This window comes from Amycolatopsis viridis (assembly GCF_011758765.1).
In the GTDB taxonomy this organism is placed as follows: Bacteria; Actinomycetota; Actinomycetes; order Mycobacteriales; family Pseudonocardiaceae; genus Amycolatopsis_E; species Amycolatopsis_E viridis.
Genome location: NZ_JAANOU010000001.1, coordinates 2,224,533 through 2,242,942, shown reverse-complemented (window position 1 = coordinate 2,242,942; position 18,410 = coordinate 2,224,533). Strand labels below are relative to the sequence as shown.

Below are 18,410 nucleotides of genomic sequence, written 5' to 3'. Positions count from 1 at the left end.
GCGCATCGGCGCCCCCGCCCCGCGGCCGCCACGTCACGCGCACGCCGGGGGCACGGCGGCAGTGGTTCGCTGCACCCTCGCGGTCACGAGCGGCACGACACCGCCCGGCCGCGGCCAGTTGCAGTGAGGAGGAACTGCCATGACCTACCGAAGTGTGATCGTCGCCCGTATCCGCCCGGACTCGGAGGAGAAGGTCGCCGACATCTTCGCGCGCAACGACGAGACCACGAGACCCCAGGACTTCGGCGTGATCGGCCGGACCCTGTACTCGTTGAAGGACCTCTACATCCACGTCATCGAACGCAACGTGGATCCCAAGGTGTCGCTGAGCAAGGCCCGCGGACTGCCCACGTTCCAGCAGATCTGCGAGGACATCGACCCGTACGTGACGCCGTACTCGAAGAACTGGAAGGTCCCCGCAGACGCCGTCGCCAAGGAGTTCTACCACTGGACCCCGAACGGGAACGAGTCCCGGCCGGCGAACTACCAGGCGGTGATCGCGGCGCACATCAAGCCCGGCACCGAACCGGAAGTGGCGCGCATCTTCGCCGAGTCGGACGCGGGCCCGCTCCCGGCGCAGATGGGTATCACCGCCCGTTACCTGTACTCCCTGGACGACGTCTACCTGCACATCCTCGAACGGGCCGACGCCCCGATCTTCACCGCGATGCAGGAGAACCACGGCCGGCCGGCCTTCGCGAAGATCATGGAAGACCTCAACCCCTACATCAGCCCCTACGACCCCGACAACTGGCGCACGCCGGCGGACGCGGTCGCGAAGGAGTTCTACCGGTGGCGAGCCGACGACTGAGCGCGCCGGCGCCGGGCAAGCTCTCCTCCGTGTCCGCGGACGACGCGGCCGGCTGGGTGAGCTGTCCCGGCTGCCGGACGCTGCTGTACCGCAAACGGCTGGCACGTGACCTCGGCGTGTGCGCCGAATGCGGCCACCACACCCGGTTGTCCCCCTGGGAGCGGATCGCCCAGCTCGTCGACGTCGGCACGTTCGTCGAACGGACCGCGGACGCGCTGCCGCCGACCGCCGACCGGCACCGGGACCCACTCGGGTTCCACGACCAGCAGCCGTACCGGGAGCGGCTCGCCGCCGCCGGCCGGGAGTCCGGCGAACCGGAGGCCGTCGTGTTCGGCACGGCCGAAGTCGGCGGGTTCCCGCTGGTGGTCGCCGTGCTGGACTTCCGGTTCCTCGGCGGGAGCATGGGGACCGCCGTCGGCGAATGCGTCACCGCGGCCGCCGAGCGCGCGCGGCGCACCCGCACCCCGTTGCTGCTGGTCACCTCCTCCGGTGGCGCGCGGATGCAGGAGGGCTGCCTGTCCCTGATGCAGATGGCCAAGACCGCGCAGGCCATGGCCCGGCTGCGGGAGGACGGGGTGCTCTCCGTCTGCCTGCTCGCGGACCCGACGTTCGGCGGGGTCAGTGCGTCGTTCGCGACGCTCGGTCACGTGGTGCTCGCGGAGGCCGGGGCGCTCGTCGGGTTCGCTGGTCCGAGGGTGATCAGCGAGACCGTCGGGCAGGAGCTGCCGGCCGGGTTCCAGACCGCCGGTTTCCTCGCCGACCACGGGATGGTCGACGCGGTGGTGCCCCGTGCCGAGGTGCGCCCGCTGGTGCGCCGGCTGCTGCGCATCCACGCGCCGGGTGCCCGCACCCGGTCCGGTCCCGGCGGCGGCGGGGCACCGCCGATCCGCCGCGCCGCCGCGCTCACCACCGCGGACCCGTGGGAGACGGTTCGCCGGGCCCGGGACGCCGACCGGCCGTCCACCGCCGACTACCTGGCGACCGCGTTCGACGAGTTCTGCGAGCTGCGCGGGGACCGCTGCTTCGGCGACGACCCGGCGGTGATCGGCGGCCCGGCCCGGATCGGCGACCGGCCGGTGATGCTGATCGGTCACCAGAAGGGGCACACCACGTCGGAGCGGGTGGACCGCAACTTCGGCATGGCCCACCCGGAGGGCTACCGGAAGGCCCGGCGGCTGATGGAGTACGCGGCCTCGCTGCGGCTGCCGGTGGTCTGCCTGGTGGACACACCCGGCGCGTACCCGGGTATCGAGGCGGAGGAGCGCGGACAGGCCACCGCCATCGCCGAGTGCATCGCGCGGGCGAGCACGCTCCCGGTCCCGATCGTGTCCGTGATCACCGGCGAAGGCGGCAGCGGGGGCGCGCTCGCCCTGGCCACCGCCGACCGGGTGCTGATGCTGGAGAACGGCTTCTACTCGGTGATCAGCCCGGAGGGATGCGCGGCGATCCTGTGGCGGTCCGCGGACGCCGCCCCGGAGGCGGCCCGGGCGCTGCGGATCACCGCGCCGGAACTGCTCGACCTCGGCATCGTGGACGCCGTCGTGCCCGAACCGGCGGGCGGTGCGCAGCTGGCACCGGACGTCGCCGCCGCCAACCTGCGGCGGGCCGTCCTCGATCAGCTCGACGAGCTGGCCGGAATCCCGGCGCGTGAACTGCTCTCCCTGCGGTACCGGCGGTTCCGCTCCTTCGGTGAGCGGCGGGCGAGTGAGGTGAGGTCGGCATGACCGGCACCGGGCAGCCCGACGAGCACTGCACCATCCTGCACGCGCTGGCCGCCGAGGTCGCCGCGGTGACGCGGCTGCCGGGCACGGTGCGGCGGATCGCGGTGCACGCCGCCGGGCACAGCCTCGAGGTGGAGTGGACGGACCCGGAACCGGTGGACGCCCCGCCGCGGCCGTCCGCGGATCCGGTCGCCGCGGAGGCCGAAGCGGTGACCGAAGCAGTGGACGGCGTGGTGGTGCGGGCGCCGCTGGTCGGGACGTTCTTCACCGCGCCGCAGCCGGGTGCCCCCGCGTTCGTCACCCCGGGCGACGCCGTGGAGAAGGGCCAGACGCTGGCGATCGTGGAGGCGATGAAACTGATGAACCCGGTACTCGCCGAGTACACCGGCACCGTCGTCGACGTTCTGGTCGGCAACGGCGAGCCCGTGGAGTTCGACCAGCCGCTCGTCATCCTGGCACCGGGGACGCCCGGATGATCCGCCGGATGCTGGTCGCCAACCGCGGTGAGATCGCGGTGCGGGTCGCCCGCGCCTGCCGCGAGCTGGGCATCGAGGTGGTGGCGGTGTACTCCACCGCCGATCGCGAAGCCCGGCACGTCGCGGTCGCCGATACCGCGGTGTGCGTCGGGTCCGCCGCCCCGAAGGACAGCTACCTCAACATCCCCAACCTGATCGAGGCGGCCCGGCAGACCGGCGCGGACGCGGTCCACCCCGGCTACGGCTTCCTGTCCGAGGACCCGGACTTCGCCGAGGTCTGCGCCGCCGAGGGGCTCACCTTCGTCGGCCCCCCGCCCGGGGTGATGGCCGAACTCGGCGACAAGGCCGCGGTCAAGGCGCTGATGGCCAAGGCCGGGCTCCCGCTGCTGCCCGGCACCGACACCCCGGTGGACACCGTGGAGGACGGCGAGCGGGTGGCCGCCGGGATCGGCTACCCGGTGATCATCAAGGCGGCGGCCGGCGGTGGCGGGCGGGGCATGACCGTGGTGGCGGACAGCCGCGAGTTCCGGTCGGCCTACCTCGCCACCCGCACCGCCGCGCACGCCGTGTTCCGGGACAGCGCGGTGTACCTGGAACGGTTCCTCGTCGGCGCGCGGCACGTCGAGATCCAGGTGCTGTGCGACCAGCACGGCCACGCGGTGCACCTCGGCGAACGGGACTGTTCGGTGCAACGGCGGCACCAGAAGCTCGTCGAGGAAGCGCCGTCCACCCGGCTGGACGACCGGCTGCGCGCGGAGATGGGACAGGCCGCGGTCCGCGGGGTGCGGTCCATCGGCTACACCGGCGTGGGAACCATGGAGTTCCTGGTCGGCGAGGACGGCCGGTACTACTTCCTGGAGCTCAACGCGCGGATCCAGGTCGAGCACCCGGTCACCGAGGCGGTCACCGGGATCGACCTGGTCGTCGAGCAGATCCGGGTCGCCGCGGGTGAGCCGCTCAGGCTGGCCCAGGACGACGTGCGGTTCGCCGGCGCCGCGATCGAATGCCGCATCAACGCCGAGGACCCCGACCGCTCCTTCGCCCCGGCACCGGGCGTGCTGGACCGGTGGGAGCCACCGGCCGGTCCCTGGATCCGGGTGGACGCCGGATACCGCACCGGTGACCGGGTGCCGCCGCACTACGACTCGCTGCTCGCGAAGGTCATCGCCTGGGGTCCCGAACGCCCGGTCGCGCTGGCGCGGATGGACCGGGCACTGGCCGAACTCGACGTGCACGGCGAGGGGATCCGCACGACCGCGGGTTTCCACCGGGCCGTGCTGAACCACCCGGCGTTCCGCGCCGGCGAGCACACGATCCACTTCGTCGACGAATTCCTGAACGAGGAGAAAGGAGACGGTCAATCATGATCACGCAGGAGTTCCGCTTGTCGGACCTGATGGACATCCTCGAGGAAAAGGCGGGCCTTCCGGCCCAGGACCGGACGACCGACGGGAACCTCACGCTCGACGCCGTCGGTCTGGATTCACTGGCGTTCCTCGCCGTGCAGGCCGCGCTCGAAGCCCGGTACGGCTTCGAGCTCCCCGACGAGGGCCTGGAACGCGGCTCGTTCGCGGAGGTCGTCGCCGCGGTCAACCGGCAGCTGGAGGAGCACGCGGCATGAGCGGGCACACCGAAAACACGATCTACATCGACGCGCCGATCGACAAGGTCTGGGAGATGACCAACGACGTGGCCTCCTGGCCGGACCTGTTCACCGAGTACGCGAGCGCGGAGATCCTCGGCCGCCACGGCAACACGGTGACGTTCCGGCTGACCATGCACCCCGACGCGGACGGCACCAGCTGGAGCTGGATCTCCGAACGCACCCTCTACCCGCAGCAGCGCAGGGTCCTGGCCCACCGGGTGGAGAAGGGCCCGTTCGAGTACATGGACATCGAGTGGACCTACCACGAGGAAGGCACCGGCACCCGGATGCGCTGGGTGCAGGACTTCGCGATGCGGACCGACGCGCCGGTCGACGACGACGCGATGACCGAGCGGATCAACAACAACTCCAAGGTCCAGATGGAGATCATCGCGCGCAAGGTCGAGCAGGTCGTGGAGCACACGCCATGACCGCCACCGCGAACTCGGCCCGGGTCGTCGGCGCGAACGACGTCGCACCCAACCGCCGCCGGGGCGGCGACATCCGCACCGTGCTGTCCCCGGCGACGGTCGGCACCACCACGGGCTTCCTCGGCACCGTGACCCTGGGTCCCGGCGAGGTGGTGACCGAGCACTGGCACCCGTACTCCGAGGAGTACCTGTTCTGCGTGCGCGGCACGATCACGGTGCGCCTGGACGGGGAACCGGTCACGGTGCCGGCGAACCACGGCGTGCACATCCCCATCGGGGTCCGGCACCGGCTGATGAACGAGGCCGCGGACGAGGCGCTGGCGGTGTTCAGCCTCAGCCCCCTCGCGCCGCGCCCCGAGCTCGGCCACGTCGACACCGAAGGGCAGCCCGGATGAGCGCGCGCACGTCGGTGATCACCGGGATCGGCGTGGTGGCGCCCGGTGGCAACGGGCGCAAGGAGTTCTGGCACCGCATCACCAGCGGCCGGACCGCCACCCGGCGGATCTCGTTCTTCGACCCGGACCAGTTCCGCTCCCAGATGGCCGCCGAGTGCGACTTCGACCCGCTGGCCGCCGGGCTGACCCCGCAGGAGGTCGAGCGCAGCGACCGGTTCGCCCAGTTCGCGCTGGTCGCGGCGGACGAGGCGGTCGCCGACTCGGGGCTGGAGCTCGACGCGCTCAACCACGACCGGCTCGCCGTCGCCATGGGCAGCGCGGTCGGGGCCACCACGCGGCTGGAGGACGAGTTCGTGGTGCTCTCCGACGGCGGGCGCCACTGGCTGGTCGATCCGCGCTACGGCACCCGGTTCCTGTACGAGGCGCTGGTGCCGAGCAGCATGGCGGCCGAGGTGGCGGTCCGGTTCGGTGCCAACGGCCCGGCCGCGGTGATCTCCACCGGATGCACGTCCGGGATCGACGCGGTCGGCTACGCACACCAGCTGATCGAGGACGGCGACGCCGACGTGGTGATCGCCGGTGCCACCGACGCGCCGATCTCGCCGATCACGATGGCGTGCTTCGACGCCATCCGGGCGACCTCGGCCCGCAACGACGACCCGGAGCACGCCTCCCGCCCGTTCGACGCGAGCCGGGACGGGTTCGTGATGGGCGAGGGTGCGGCGGTCCTGGTCGTGGAGGAGGCCGGGCACGCCCGGCGCCGCGGCGCGCACCTCTACTGCCAGGTCGCCGGATACGCCAACCGCTGCAACGCCTTCCACATGACGGGGCTGCGCCCGGACGGGGTGGAGATGGCCGCGGCGATCGACGAGACGCTCCGCCAGGCGCAGCTGCCCGCGGAGGCCATCGACTACGTCAACGCGCACGGGTCGGGCACCAAGCAGAACGACGTGCACGAGACCGCGGCGTTCCGGCGGGCGCTGGGCGAGCACGCCTACCGGGTGCCGGTCAGCTCGATCAAGTCGATGATCGGGCACTCGCTCGGCGCCATCGGGTCGATCGAACTGGCCGCGTGCGCGCTGGCGATCACGCACGGCGTGGTGCCGCCGACGGCGAACTACGAACGCCGGGATCCGTTGTGCGACCTGGATTATGTGCCGGTGACGGCCCGGGACCAGGCGCTCGACGTGGTGCTGTCGGTGGGCAGCGGGTTCGGCGGGTTCCAGTCGGCGATGCTGCTCACCGGACCGGGGAGGTTGCCGTGAACGCGGTCGTGATCACCGGAATCGGCATCGTCGCCCCCAGCGGCGTCGGCACCGAGCCGTATTGGCGGTCCACCACGGACGGTGAGCTGCACGTGCGGCCGATCGAGGCGTTCGACGCCAGCGGCTACGACACGACGATCGCCGGTCAGGTGCCCGGGTTCCGGGCGGAGGACTACATCGACGACCGGCTGACCGTGCAGACCGACCGGTGGACCTGGATGGCACTGGCCGCCGCGGGGTTCGCGCTCGAGGACGCCGGCTACGACGTCGGCGGCCGGGACCGCTACCACACCGGGGTGGCGTTCGGCAGCGGCTCCGGCGGTGTGGAGTTCGGCCAGCGGGAGATCCAGGCGCTGTGGTCGCAGGGCCGGCGCGCGGTCAGCGCCTACCAGTCCATCGCGTGGTTCTACGCCGCGAACACCGGCCAGGTGTCCATCCGGCACGGTACGAAGGGACCCTCCAGTGTGGTCGTGACCGAGGGGGCCGGCGGCCTGGACAGCATCGGTTACGCGCGCCGGACGATCCGCCGGGGCACGCCGACCGTCATCGCCGGTGGCACCGAGGCGCCGCTGTGCCCGTACTCGCTGGCCTGCCAGTCGGCGAGCGGCCGGCTGACGACCAACCCCGACCCCCGGTACGGCTACAAGCCGTTCGACGTGGCGGCCAATGGCTACGCCCCGGGCGAGGGCGGCGCGGTGCTGGTCGTCGAGGACATCGAGCAGGCCCGCCGCAGGCACGCCGAGCGGATGTACGCCGAGGTCGCCGGGTACGCGGCGACGCACGACGCGCACCACCACCACCGCCCCGCCACCGACGCCACCCAGCTGACCCGGTGCATGCGGCGGGCGATCGAGGACGCCAGGATCGAGCCGCAGGACGTCGACCTGGTGATCGCCGACGGCGCGGGCAGCCGGGAGCTGGACGAGCTCGAGGTGCGGGCGATCCGCGACACCTTCGGCGACTACGCCGGCGAGGTCCCGGTCACCGCGCCGCAGGGCTACATCGGCCGGCTGTGCGCGGGCGGATCGGCGCTCAACCTCGCGGCCGGGATGCTCGCCATGCGCGACGGCCTGGTGCCCGCCGTCGGCAACCTGGACGACCCGGTCCCCGGGTACGGCCTGGACTTCGTGCGCGAGCTCCGCCGGATGCCGGTCGACGTCGTCCTCGTCAACGGCCGCGGGTACGGCGGGTTCAACAGCACCGTCGTCCTGCGCAAGCCGGCCGGGGAGAGCTGATGATCCGGGCCATGTACCGGTTGCGCGCCCGCCCGGGAGCCGAGGGCGCGATCGAGGCCGCGTGGCGGACGGTGTCGGCGCGGATCGGCGCGCTGGCCGGCAACCGCAGGCGCGAACTGCTGCGGGACGCCGACGATCCGCGCTCGTTCGTGGTGGTCACCGAGTGGGCCGACGAGCGGGCGCTGCGCGACTACCGGGGCGGCCCGGTCGCCGCGGACCTGGCGGCGGCGTTCCGCCCGCTGCGGCAGATGTGTGGCGACGAGGCGTTCCACGTGCTGGACACCGTCGCCGGGCACGGGCCGCCGATCCGGGTCGAGTTCACCGTGACCGTGCCGGAGGACCGGCGCACCGACTTCGAGCGCGGCTACGCCGAGGTCGCCACCCGCATGGCCGGCGTGCCCGGGTACGTCGGTGAGGAGCTGCTCCGCGATCCCGGCACCAGCACCTACCACATCTTCGCGGAATGGAGCAGCGAGGAGGCGTTCCGCGCCTGGGTCGACGACCCGGACCACACCCGGCGGACCGGTCCGATCCTGCCGTTCACCGCGGACTTCCGCCGCCGCATCCTGCACATCACTGCGCGTCCGGAAACGGTCGCCGGCAAGGAGAACCACATGAGCACCACAACCGATGTACTCGTCGTCGGTGCCGGTCCGGCCGGGCTGACCACGGCCGTCGAGCTCGCCCGGCGCGGAATCGACTGCCGCGTCGTGGAACAGCGCGCCGAACCGCCGGCGCACGCCGACAAGGCGATCGGCGTGCACTGCCGCACCATGGAGATCTGGGAGGACCAGGGCATCGTGCGCGATGCCATGGACAGCGGGATCTGGCTGACCGGGCAGGCGGTGTTCGTCAACGGCACCGAGATCCACCGGATGAGCTGGGAGCTGCCGGAACTGCCGTACGCGCACCTCGGTCTGCCGCAGTACGAGACCGAGCGCATCCTCACCCAGCGCCTCGCCGCACTCGGCGTCCACCCCCGGCGCGGCGCGGAGCTGACCGGCTTCACCCAGGACGCCGACGGCGTGGTGGCCACGCTCGCGGTGGACGGCGGCACCGAAACGGTGCACGCCCGGTACCTGGTGGGCTGCGACGGCGCGCACTCCACGGTGCGGGAGCGGCTCGGCCTGACCTTCACCGGTGGGCTCGGCCGGTTCCCGCAGCTGTTCATGCTGGCCGACGTGGACGTGGCCTGGGACATGCCGGACGGGCACCTGCTCCGGTTCCTGCACCAGACCGACGGGAAGATGGACAACATGCTCGTCTGCGTCCCGTTGCGCGGCGAGTCCCGCTACCGGGTCGCGACGGTGGCGCCGCCGCGGTTCTTCGCGCAGACCGGCGGGCAGGACGCCCCGCCGGGGTTCTCCGCCGAGCTGGCCGAGCCGGCGCTGGCCGATGTGCAGGCGGCGTTCGACCAGCTCGCCCCGGCCGGGTCCCGGGTGTCGAACCTGCGCTGGTCGTCGGTGTTCCGGATCAGCCACGGGATCGTGGACCGGTACCGGGAGGGCCGGGTGTTCGTGGCCGGTGACGCGGCGCACCTGCACCCGCCGGCCGGCGGGCAGGGCATGAACACCGGGATCCAGGACGCCTACAACCTGGCCTGGAAGATCGCCCTGGCGGTGAAAGGCGTTGCCGCGCCGGGACTGCTGGATTCCTACGAGGCGGAGCGGCGGCCGCAGGGCGAGGAGGTCGTCGGGCGCGCGGTGCGGCTGGCGGGCACCGACGAACTGGACCGCGAGGACCTGAAACGCCAGTTCCTGCAGGAGATGTCGATGCTGGTGTCCTATGCGGACAGTCAGTGGGTCGGCGAGTCGGGCGGGTTCGACGGCGGACCGGGACCGGGCGAGCGGGCCCCGGACGTGGGCGGGCTCCGGCGCCGCGGCGTCGGTCACCCGCTGCGGCTGCACGACCTGACGCGCGGCACGCGGCACACGCTGCTGATCTACGCAGACGATTCGGCGGCCGAGGCCGACGTGCTCGTCGCGGAGAAGCTGTGCGCCGACGCGCGTGCGCGATCCTGCGGCGAACTCGACGTGTACCTGCTGCTCAGCCCGACCGCACCGGCACCGGTGATGCTGGACCCGCCGGTGCTGCGCGATCAGCGCGAGGAGTTCCGCGGGACGTACGCCGTCGCCGGGACCGCGCTGTACCTGGTGCGCCCGGACGGCCACGTGGGGTTCCGCAGCCGTCCCGCGGACGGTGACGCGCTGGCCGCGCACCTGCGCGGGGTCTTCGGGAGCACCCGGTGACCGCGGCGGACGCGGCGGGCCCGGGGGCCACGGTGCGCACGGCAGGCGCAGCGGGCACGGTGCGCACGGTGCTCGCCATGCGGGCCCGGGCCGGGTGCGAGCAGCAGTTCGAAGCGGCCTGGCTCAGCGCTGCCGAGGAGATCGGCCGGCTGGACGGGTGCCTGCGGCAGGACCTGGTGCGCGACACCGACGACCCGCGCAGCTACCTGATCATCAGCGACTGGGCCGACCGGGAGCTGCTGGATGCGTTTGGCCGCAGCGAGCACCGGGACCGCATGATGCGGGTGGTCCGCGAGCTGCGGGAGTCCGCCCGGCGGCAGACCTACCAGGTCCTGTACAGCCTGCGAAGCGAGGAGGCGCGATGACCGAGCACACCGTCCCGGCGTCCGAGCTGTACACGGAGTCGTTCGCCGCCGACCCCTACCCGGTCTGGGCGCGGCTGCGGGAACAGGCCCCGGTGTGCCCGGTCAGCTCGCCCCGGTTCGACTCGTACCTGATCACCAGGTTCGACGACGCCAGGGACGCGCTGACCGATCCGCGGCTGTCCAAGGACCTCTACGGCCCGGGCGAGCACTACCTGCGGATCTTCGGGCCGAACTCGGCGGAGCTGAACAAGAACATGCTCAACTCGGACCCGCCGGAACACACCCGGTTGCGGCACCTGGTGTCCCAGGCGTTCGCGCCGCGCCGGATCGAGGCGCTGCGGCCGCGGATCGCGGAGGTGGTCGACGGGCTGCTGGACAAGATCGTCCCGTCCGGCGAGTGCGACCTGATGCGGGAGTTCGCCATCCCGCTGCCGATGGTGGTGATCTGCGAGCTGCTCGGCGTCCCGGAGATCGACCACGACCGGTTCATCGGCTGGACGCAGGTGATCCGCACGTCCGGGTCCATCAAGCGCAGTCCCGAGGAGGAGCGGGCCGCGGTGCAGCAGGCCCAGCTGCAACTGCACGACTACCTGGCGGATCTGGTGCAGCGCAAGCGGACCGAGCCGGGCGACGATCTGATCAGCGCCCTCATCGACGCGTGCGACCAGGACGGCAGGCTGTCCGAACGGGAGCTGGTGTCGACGACGTTCCTGCTGCTGTTCGCCGGGCACCAGACCACCGCGGACTTCCTCGGCAACGCCGTGCTGGCGCTGCTGTGCCATCCCGGGCAGCTGGACCTGCTGCGTGAGCGGCCGGAGCTGCTGCCGAACGCCGTCGAGGAGCTGCTCCGCTACGACGGCCCGCTCCCGGTGGCCAGTCCCCGGGTGGCCACCGAGGACGTCGAGTACGACGGCATGCGGATCCCGCGCGGGTCGATCGTCGGTGTGGTGCTGAACGCGGCGAACCACGACCCGCGGCGGTTCGACGATCCGGACCGGCTGGACGTGCGCCGGACGGGCCCGCACCTGGGTTTCGGCTACGGCGTGCACCATTGCCTCGGCGTCTCGCTGGCCAGGATGGAGGCGCTGATCGGCATCGGCGCGCTGATCGACCGCTTGCCCGGGCTCCGGCTGGCGGTCCCGGTGGACGAGCTGCGCCGGCTGCCGCCGGCCTCCCCGTTCCGCGGTCTGCTCGAGCTGCCGGTGCGGTTCACCACGGGCCGGTAACCGTTCCGGGCAGGATGGCTGGGCGATCACGCGGGGGTGATCGCCCAGCCATTCACTTCTCCTGGAGCGAGAGGGCGCGGGTCTCCGGGAGGAACGGCAGCACGACCAGCCCGACGATGTACAGGGAACCGAGGATGACCGCCGCCTTCGTGACACCACCGAAAGCGAGCACGAGGTTGCCGAACACGATGGGGCCGGCCGCCGCGATCAGGCGGGTGGAGTTGAACACGAAACTGATCGCCGTCGCGCGCACCCGGGACCGGAACAGCTCGGGCAGGTAGATCGCGAAGGCCGCGAACATCCCCAGGGTGAAGAACCCGTTCACCGCGGCCAGCCAGACGACCGTGGTGGCCGAATCCGCGGTGAGGTAGAGCACCGCCGTGGTGGCCACGGCGCCCACCAGGTACAGCGCAATGTACCGGCGCCGACCGAGGGCATCGGCGATGAATCCGCCGGCGATGTACCCGAGGATCGATCCCACGTTGTAGGTGATCCCGGCCAGGCTGGTCAGGTGGTTGACCACCGCTTGGCCCTGACCGCCGGCGAGCTGCTTGACGAAGAGCGGCAAGGAGGTCGACACGGTGTAGTAGGCGCCGATCGAGAACAACGACAGCACGAGCGTGAGCAGCACGCGTCGACGGCCGACCCGGTCGCGGAACACCTGGGCGAGGGTGAACCGGCTGCTCTTCTCCGCGGTCTCGCGACCGGCGGATTGCTGCCACACCTTCGACTCGGTGACGTTCCGCCGGATGTACAGGGTGAACAGGGCCGGTACGACACCGATGACGAACACGACCCGCCACATCCCGGGGCCGAACTCGCTGAGGACGAGCCACACCGCGGAGGCGAGCAGTGCGCCGAACCCGAAGCCGGCCTGCATGGTTCCCGCGGCCTTCGCGCGCGCCCGGGTGGGCCACGTTTCGGCGATGAGCGCCGTCCCGGTGCCCCATTCGCTCCCCAGCGAAAGGCCGGTCAGGAAGCGCAGGACGATCAGCATTTCGAGGTTCTGGGAAAAGGCGGTGAGACCGGCGAACGCCGAATAGGCCGCGATCGAGAAAAGCATGACGCGTTTGCGTCCGATGCGGTCGGCGACCATTCCACCGATCACGCCGCCGATCGCCCATCCCAGGAGGGTGACGCCCACCGCGATTCCGCCCCACAGCGGCAGGTTCGCGCGCTGACCTGGATCGAGGAGCTGGTTCAGCATCGGCGTCAGCACCACGGTCAGCGCATAGGTTTCGTAGCCGTCGAAACCCCAGCCGAGAAACGCCGCGAACAACGATCGCCAGTTCGCGGCGGTGACGTCGCGATACCACGGGCCGGTATCGGTGGGAACGTGAGTCTTGGTTTCCTCGTCGTTGAGGGCCATTTACTTCTCCTCGTCGAACCGGTAGGGGACCGCGGCGGGTCCGGCAACTGTAGGCGGCGCCCAGCTGATACCGCTTCGGGTAGTCGCATGATCCGGGCCGCCCGGCGTTGGTCCAATCTCCAACCGCGCGTACCGCTCGGGCCCACCCGGTCACCGGTCGGTATCGGCGGGCTGCGTGAGCGATCGCGCAAGCGGTCGGCGTTGGAGTTCCACACGACGCCAGGGGCCGGCAATCGGAGGAAACGCCAACGGCCGGCGGGCGCGGGGCAGCTATCCTGTGCCGAAGCTCCGTCGACGAGGAGGTGGTGGTGCGACTCGGTGATCTCCTTGCGGTGCTCGGAGCGGAGCAGCTCGAGGTCGAGGTGCTCCAGCGGGACGGCACGGCCGTGGTGACCGACGTGGCCATCCTCGACCCACCGGAACAGGTGGATCGGGGTCAGCTCGTGCTCGCTGTCGGTATCGATGCAGGTGATCCACGAGCCGGCGAGGTCGTCGCCGGCGCGGCGAAAGCCGGCGCCGCGGCGGTCGTCTTCCGGGCGACGGGTCGACCGGGTCCCGCCGGCCTCGCCCGCGAACACGGGATCTCGCTCCTGCGGGCCAAGCCGAGCATCAGCTGGACGAGACTGGTCACGCTGGTCCGCACGTTGCTCACCGCGACCACGGCCGACCCCGAATCGCCCCAGGACCGAACCAGTCCCAGTACCGTCTACGGTCTCGCGGACGCGATCGCCGTCACCGTCGGTGGTTCAGTGGTGCTCTACGACCGCGCCCATCGGGTCGTCGCCTACTCGGTCCAGGGGTTCGAGATCGACGAGGTACGGCGGGACACCATCCTCGGCAGGCGCACACCGGACCAGTGGATCGAGCGGTTCACGACCGACAACAGCGCGTACGAGACTTTCCGCGAGCCCGGCAGGGTCGTGCGGGTGGACGGTTACGAAGGTCTGTCCACCCGGCTGCGCATCGCGATCTGCTCCGAAGGTGAGGTTCTCGGCGAGATCTCCGTCGCCGAAGGCAACCAGCCGCTGGGCCCGGAAGCCGAAGCCGCGTTGGTCCGCGCCGCACGTCTCGCCGTGCCGCACATGCTGCGGCACCGGCTGGTCGAGGATGCCGACCGCGCAACCAGGATGCGGCTGCTCCGCGGGCTCCTGTACGGAGACGTCTCACCGGCGGCGGACTTGGGCCTGGGCGGCAAGACCGGGCTCGTGGTGATCGGTTTCGCCGGCGCCGACCTCCCACCGGGCGACGACGGGAGCCTCGCCGGGGAACGGGTCTGGCACCTGCTGTCGCTTCAGATGAGCAGCATCGGTCCCGCTGTCGGCGTACTGCCCGCGGGATCCGTCTACTACGCACTGGTGCCGGCCGGCGAGGGCGACCGGGTGACCCGGATCGTGGAACCGGCGTTGCGCCACATCGAGCGGATGGGCATCACGGGACACGCGGCGATCGGCCCGTGGTCGCCCGGGCCTGGTGACGTGCCGGCCGCGCGCCAGGTCGTGGACGATCTCCTGTACATCCTGCGCCGTCCCGGCTGGCCGGCCACCCCCACGGTGGTGACCGCCGAAAGCCGGTGGCCGGACCTGGCGTTGCTGCCGGTCGAACGAGCGCTCGCCGGCACGACGCCCTGCGCCCAGCTGCGCAGCCTGCGCGAGCACGACGAACTCCAGAACACCGACTACATCAGGACCCTGCGGGTGTTCCTCGACGAGTTCGGGTCGGTGTCCCGGACGTCCGAACGGCTCGTGCTGCATCCCAACTCGGTGCGGCACCGGCTCGACCGCCTCGTCGAGATCGCCGGACTGGACCTCTCCGATCCGGCGCAACGACTGGCCGTCATGATCCAGCTCCGCGCTCTGGCCTGGGGTGCTGCACCCGGCTCGCGCGGTACCGGGAAGTAGCCGCCGACGGACCGCGCCGACGAGAAGCCGCGCGGTCCACCACGGAACGATGACTCACACCAGAGGATCCGGTGCGCTGCCGCGGAGTTCGGCCAGCACCTCCGCGGTGTGCTCACCGAGGCCCGGCACGCCCCGGCTGCGGGCGGGCTCGTCCCCGAGGTTGAACGGCGGACGCAGTGCGCGGACCGGGCCGCCGGGTGAGCCGGTGTCGAACCACCGGTCGCCGAGTTGCGGGTGGTCGAGGAGACCGGCCAGGTCGTTGACGTTGCCGGTGGGAATACCGGCGGCCATCAGCCGGCCGACCACATCGGACACTCCCGCGCTGGACGCGAACTCGCGCTCGATCAGCCGCTCCAGGCTGTCCCTGTTCCGGACGCGCAGCTCGTTGGTGCGGTAGTCGGGGTGGTCGGCGAGGTCCGGCCGGTGCAGCACCTGGTCGCACAGGGCCCGCCACTGTGCGGAGGTCTGGACGGCGAAGTTGACGTGCCCGTCGTCGCCGACGCGATAGACGCCGTACGGCACCATCATGTTATGCCGGGCACCTTCCCGCGACGGCTGCCGGCCGCTGTAGAGCTGGTGGTACACCGGTGCCATCATCCACTCGGCCAGGCAGTCGAGCATGGAGATGTCGATCGTGCGCCCGCGACCGGTGCGCTCGCGCTCCACGACCGCGGCGAGGATCGTCGACAGCGCGTACACGCCGGCGCACATGTCCGCGACGGAGATGCCGACCTTCGCGGGCTGGTCCGGGGTTCCGGTCACCGACAGCAGCCCGGCCTCACCCTGGATCAGCAGGTCGAACGCCTTGTGGTCGCGATACGGCCCGTCCGCACCGTAACCAGAGATCGCGCAGGCGATCAGCCGGGGCCACCGGCGTGCGACGACTTCGGCGCCGAAGCCCATGCGGTCGACCGCGCCGGGGCCGAGGTTGTGCACGAACACGTCGGCCCGGTCCAGCAGCTCGGCGAGGACGGCACGTCCGTCTTCGGTCTTCAAGTCCAGGGCGACGCTGCGCTTGCCGCGGTTGGCCCAGACGAAGTACGCGGACTGGCCCTTCACGACCGAGTCGTAGCCGCGGGCGAGGTCGCCGCCTTCGGGCTTCTCCACCTTGACGACGTCGGCGCCGAGGTCAGCCAGGTGGCGGCTGCACAGGGGGGCCGCCACCGCGTGCTCCAACGCCACGACGCGCAGCCCGGTGAGCGGTCGGCCGCTGAACCCAGCGGCGTCGGTCTTGGTCATGCCGGCTCCTCATCGACGATGAAACTCTCCGCGGCTGCGGGCAGGACTCCCCTGCCGCGCAACGGAACAGGTGACACGCGGGCCCGGTCCGCCGGCCGTCCACCGGGTTTGTGCGAGCCCGTACCAGGCAGTCTCGCGTTCCGGGGGCGGCTGAAGCGAGGTGCACTTGTCCAACGTGGCAGGACGGGCGTTGCGCGATCTTCCGATGCTGTCGAGGCAGTTCCGTTCAGCGACGGTGCACCAAACCCGCGACCGCGCGGACGGTGCCGTCCTGCCACAGCCGTACCTGGGTGAACAGGGTCCGGCGGGTGGTGTGCTCGACCGCCGGTTCGAGCACGATGGGCTTCGCCGCGCTCGCCCCGGCCAGGAATCGCATCGTCCCGGAGACCAGCCTCGAGCGGGCGCCGTCGCGGGGTGCGCCGCATCGGGCGGCCGCGGCGAACAGCACGCCGCCCTGCACGGCGCCCGCCCGGTTGGTCATCACCTCGCTGGGCACCAGCACGCTGGTCCCGTCCTCATCGGCCATCGCAGTGCCCACCACCTGGTCGCACCACGACCGGCCGACCGCCTCCGCCGACCGCGCAGCCGCGAACAGTGCTCGTTCCGCGGGGGTGAGCTCGCCCAGGTCGACCGATCGGTGATTGTCCTGGCTGGGCGGATCCGGTCTGTCCCACGGAAGTTCCGCTTGTGATCCCCCGGACGGAACAGCGAAGGTCGCACTGCAGTGCCCCAGTACGGCGTTCCCGCTCCGGATCGCGCCGGCCGCGGTCCCGATGCCGTCCGCGGCCACCGCGACGTCACGTGCTTCGGCGAGCGTCCGCGCCCCGGCGACATCGGGCAACCCGGTCAGGTCGAGCGTGAGGCTCAGGGTCGGCAGCGGCCGGGTCCGCCCGAGCCGCTGGCGGAGCGCGCCACCGAGCGCGAAGTCCGCCAGCATCGCCACCTCCACGAGGCCGAGGCGTTGCGGTGCGGGCGGGGGCGCGAAACCCAGCGTGAACGGGGAGGACGACGCGTGGCGCAGGCCGGCCGCACAGGCCAGGGCTGGCGCACCCGTCGCGCGGGAGAACGCGAGCGCCTGGCGCAGCCACTCCGAGCTGCCCGGCGAGGCCGGTTCGAAGGTCACGCCACCACTATTGCGGGCATTTCCGGCCGGAGCGAGGTGCCACCCACCAATCACGGGCTTCCGGTGTCGGGCGTTCCTCCGATGCCAAGGAACTCCGGCGTCGTTAGCGTTCACCGCGTCCCATCCGCACCTCATTCCACTGGAGTACGCGAAGTGACTGAGCAGACCGAGTCCCTGACCGGCGTCAAGGCGCTGATGTTCGACTTCTACGGCACCGTCGTCGACATGCAGAGCGGCCTGACCAAGGCGATCACGCCGTACCTGCGCTCGAAGAACTACACGGCACAACCGCCGAACCGGGTGGTGACGTGGTGGCGCCGGACACACTTCGAGAACTCGATGATCGACGGCCTGCTCGGGCGTGAGCACATCCCCTACCGGGAGATCGGGCGGCAGACGGTGGACTACACGCTGACCCGGGCGGGTATCCCGCACACGATGGACGAGGTGCGCGAACTCGTCTCGGAGATCGAGCGGCTGGAGCCGTTCCCGGACGTGGTCGAGGCGCTGGGGACGTTGAAGGAGGCCGGTTTCAAGCTCGTCATTCTGTCCAACGGCGACCCGGACATGCTCGAATCCGGGGTGAAGTACTCCGGCACCGAGGACCTCTGGACCCGGGTGGTGTCGGTCGCCGAGGCCGGCGCCTTCAAGCCGCACTTCGCCACCTACGCCACCGGGGCCAAGGCCGTCGGCCTGGACCCGTCCGAGGTGCTGTTCGTCGCCAACCACGCGTTCGACTGCGTCGGCGCGAAGGCCGCGGGCATGCGCACGGCGTTCGTCGACCGTCGCAAGCGCCCGTTCGGCAACGAGTACTACCCGCCGACGCTCGTCGTCGACGACTTCGCGCACCTCGCGCGCGAGGTGATCGCCCGCACGCAGGGCTGATGCCGGACCGCCCGGCCGGGCAAGGGGATCCTCACCGCTGGCGGGACCCCTTGCCCGCCGCTCCGGCCTCGGTCCGG

General features: G+C 71.6%; 17 protein-coding genes. 14 read left to right on the top strand and 3 right to left on the bottom strand.

Annotated elements, in window-relative coordinates:
• The first annotated feature begins 139 nt into the window (after positions 1-139).
• Genes FHX46_RS11045 through FHX46_RS10990 form a run of 12 tightly spaced genes read left to right on the top strand, consistent with a single transcriptional unit; the run spans position 140 to position 11,819 of the window.
• On the top strand, positions 140-811 hold the full coding sequence (locus tag FHX46_RS11045; protein WP_167113030.1) for a TcmI family type II polyketide cyclase: 672 nt from the start codon (positions 140-142) through the stop codon (positions 809-811).
• Positions 808-2,535, top strand: a complete 1,728-nt coding sequence (locus FHX46_RS11040; RefSeq protein WP_208401099.1) for an acetyl-CoA carboxylase carboxyltransferase subunit alpha — start codon at positions 808-810, stop codon at positions 2,533-2,535. The genes FHX46_RS11045 and FHX46_RS11040 overlap by 4 nt, the downstream gene beginning before the upstream one ends.
• Positions 2,532-3,008 (top strand): acetyl-CoA carboxylase biotin carboxyl carrier protein, encoded by a 477-nt coding sequence (locus FHX46_RS11035; protein ID WP_167113028.1) that lies wholly within the window; start codon positions 2,532-2,534, stop codon positions 3,006-3,008. The genes FHX46_RS11040 and FHX46_RS11035 overlap by 4 nt, the downstream gene beginning before the upstream one ends.
• Complete coding sequence (accC, locus tag FHX46_RS11030; protein WP_167113026.1) at positions 3,005-4,375, top strand: acetyl-CoA carboxylase biotin carboxylase subunit; 1,371 nt, start codon at positions 3,005-3,007, stop codon at positions 4,373-4,375. Before FHX46_RS11035 ends, accC begins: the two co-directional genes overlap by 4 nt.
• Positions 4,372-4,629, top strand: a complete 258-nt coding sequence (locus FHX46_RS11025; RefSeq protein ID WP_167113025.1) for an acyl carrier protein — start codon at positions 4,372-4,374, stop codon at positions 4,627-4,629. The genes accC and FHX46_RS11025 overlap by 4 nt, the downstream gene beginning before the upstream one ends.
• Positions 4,626-5,084, top strand: a complete 459-nt coding sequence (locus FHX46_RS11020) for an SRPBCC family protein (RefSeq protein WP_167113023.1) — start codon at positions 4,626-4,628, stop codon at positions 5,082-5,084. The genes FHX46_RS11025 and FHX46_RS11020 overlap by 4 nt, the downstream gene beginning before the upstream one ends.
• Positions 5,081-5,479 (top strand): cupin domain-containing protein, encoded by a 399-nt coding sequence (locus FHX46_RS11015; protein WP_167113021.1) that lies wholly within the window; start codon positions 5,081-5,083, stop codon positions 5,477-5,479. Before FHX46_RS11020 ends, FHX46_RS11015 begins: the two co-directional genes overlap by 4 nt.
• Positions 5,476-6,744 carry a beta-ketoacyl-[acyl-carrier-protein] synthase family protein gene (locus tag FHX46_RS11010; RefSeq protein WP_167113019.1) on the top strand — a complete coding sequence of 423 codons (1,269 nt, stop codon included), beginning with the start codon at positions 5,476-5,478 and terminating at the stop codon, positions 6,742-6,744. The genes FHX46_RS11015 and FHX46_RS11010 overlap by 4 nt, the downstream gene beginning before the upstream one ends.
• Positions 6,741-7,979 carry a beta-ketoacyl synthase N-terminal-like domain-containing protein gene (locus FHX46_RS11005; protein ID WP_167113017.1) on the top strand — a complete coding sequence of 413 codons (1,239 nt, stop codon included), beginning with the start codon at positions 6,741-6,743 and terminating at the stop codon, positions 7,977-7,979. The genes FHX46_RS11010 and FHX46_RS11005 overlap by 4 nt, the downstream gene beginning before the upstream one ends.
• A complete protein-coding gene (locus tag FHX46_RS11000; protein WP_167113015.1) occupies positions 7,979-10,228 on the top strand; it encodes an FAD-dependent oxidoreductase in 2,250 nt (749 codons plus the stop codon). Before FHX46_RS11005 ends, FHX46_RS11000 begins: the two co-directional genes overlap by 1 nt.
• Positions 10,225-10,593 carry a putative quinol monooxygenase gene (locus FHX46_RS10995; protein WP_208400106.1) on the top strand — a complete coding sequence of 123 codons (369 nt, stop codon included), beginning with the start codon at positions 10,225-10,227 and terminating at the stop codon, positions 10,591-10,593. Before FHX46_RS11000 ends, FHX46_RS10995 begins: the two co-directional genes overlap by 4 nt.
• Positions 10,590-11,819, top strand: coding sequence for a cytochrome P450 family protein (locus tag FHX46_RS10990; protein ID WP_167113014.1), 1,230 nt, complete (start codon positions 10,590-10,592; stop codon positions 11,817-11,819). Before FHX46_RS10995 ends, FHX46_RS10990 begins: the two co-directional genes overlap by 4 nt.
• 52 nt (positions 11,820-11,871) lie before the next feature.
• On the opposite strand, the gene FHX46_RS10985 is transcribed toward FHX46_RS10990, so the two are convergent.
• Entirely contained in the window at positions 11,872-13,188 is a 1,317-nt protein-coding gene (locus tag FHX46_RS10985) for an MFS transporter (protein WP_167113012.1), read from the bottom strand.
• A gap of 308 nt (positions 13,189-13,496) precedes the next feature.
• Between FHX46_RS10985 and FHX46_RS29010 the strand changes: the two genes are divergently transcribed.
• Positions 13,497-15,086 (top strand): PucR family transcriptional regulator, encoded by a 1,590-nt coding sequence (locus FHX46_RS29010; protein ID WP_167113010.1) that lies wholly within the window; start codon positions 13,497-13,499, stop codon positions 15,084-15,086.
• Between the two features lie 54 nt (positions 15,087-15,140).
• Here the strand turns inward: FHX46_RS29010 and FHX46_RS10975 are convergent, their stop codons facing one another.
• Together FHX46_RS10975 and FHX46_RS10970 are read right to left on the bottom strand one after the other, a co-directional pair.
• The gene (locus FHX46_RS10975) at positions 15,141-16,325 is read right to left on the bottom strand and encodes a CaiB/BaiF CoA transferase family protein (protein ID WP_167113008.1); all 1,185 of its coding nucleotides are present in this window, start codon (positions 16,323-16,325) and stop codon (positions 15,141-15,143) included.
• A 226-nt stretch (positions 16,326-16,551) separates the two neighbouring features.
• On the bottom strand, positions 16,552-17,448 hold the full coding sequence (locus FHX46_RS10970) for a PaaI family thioesterase (protein WP_167113006.1): 897 nt from the start codon (positions 17,446-17,448) through the stop codon (positions 16,552-16,554).
• A gap of 153 nt (positions 17,449-17,601) precedes the next feature.
• Between FHX46_RS10970 and FHX46_RS10965 the strand changes: the two genes are divergently transcribed.
• Complete coding sequence (locus tag FHX46_RS10965; protein ID WP_208400105.1) at positions 17,602-18,333, top strand: haloacid dehalogenase type II; 732 nt, start codon at positions 17,602-17,604, stop codon at positions 18,331-18,333.
• Positions 18,334-18,410: the final 77 nt, after the last annotated feature.

Excerpts from the sequence above, each read along its gene's own strand:
- FHX46_RS11020 (WP_167113023.1), top strand. The coding sequence starts at position 4,626 with ATGAGCGGGCACACCGAAAACACGATCTACATCGACGCGCCGATCGAC.
- FHX46_RS11025 (WP_167113025.1), top strand. The coding sequence starts at position 4,372 with ATGATCACGCAGGAGTTCCGCTTGTCGGACCTGATGGACATCCTCGAG.
- FHX46_RS11045 (WP_167113030.1), top strand. The coding sequence starts at position 140 with ATGACCTACCGAAGTGTGATCGTCGCCCGTATCCGCCCGGACTCGGAG.
- FHX46_RS11010 (WP_167113019.1), top strand. The coding sequence starts at position 5,476 with ATGAGCGCGCGCACGTCGGTGATCACCGGGATCGGCGTGGTGGCGCCC.
- accC (WP_167113026.1), top strand. The coding sequence starts at position 3,005 with ATGATCCGCCGGATGCTGGTCGCCAACCGCGGTGAGATCGCGGTGCGG.
- FHX46_RS11035 (WP_167113028.1), top strand. The coding sequence starts at position 2,532 with ATGACCGGCACCGGGCAGCCCGACGAGCACTGCACCATCCTGCACGCG.
- FHX46_RS10990 (WP_167113014.1), top strand. The coding sequence starts at position 10,590 with ATGACCGAGCACACCGTCCCGGCGTCCGAGCTGTACACGGAGTCGTTC.
- FHX46_RS11000 (WP_167113015.1), top strand. The coding sequence starts at position 7,979 with ATGATCCGGGCCATGTACCGGTTGCGCGCCCGCCCGGGAGCCGAGGGC.
- FHX46_RS10975 (WP_167113008.1), bottom strand. The coding sequence starts at position 16,325 with ATGACCAAGACCGACGCCGCTGGGTTCAGCGGCCGACCGCTCACCGGG.
- FHX46_RS11015 (WP_167113021.1), top strand. The coding sequence starts at position 5,081 with ATGACCGCCACCGCGAACTCGGCCCGGGTCGTCGGCGCGAACGACGTC.
- FHX46_RS10985 (WP_167113012.1), bottom strand. The coding sequence starts at position 13,188 with ATGGCCCTCAACGACGAGGAAACCAAGACTCACGTTCCCACCGATACC.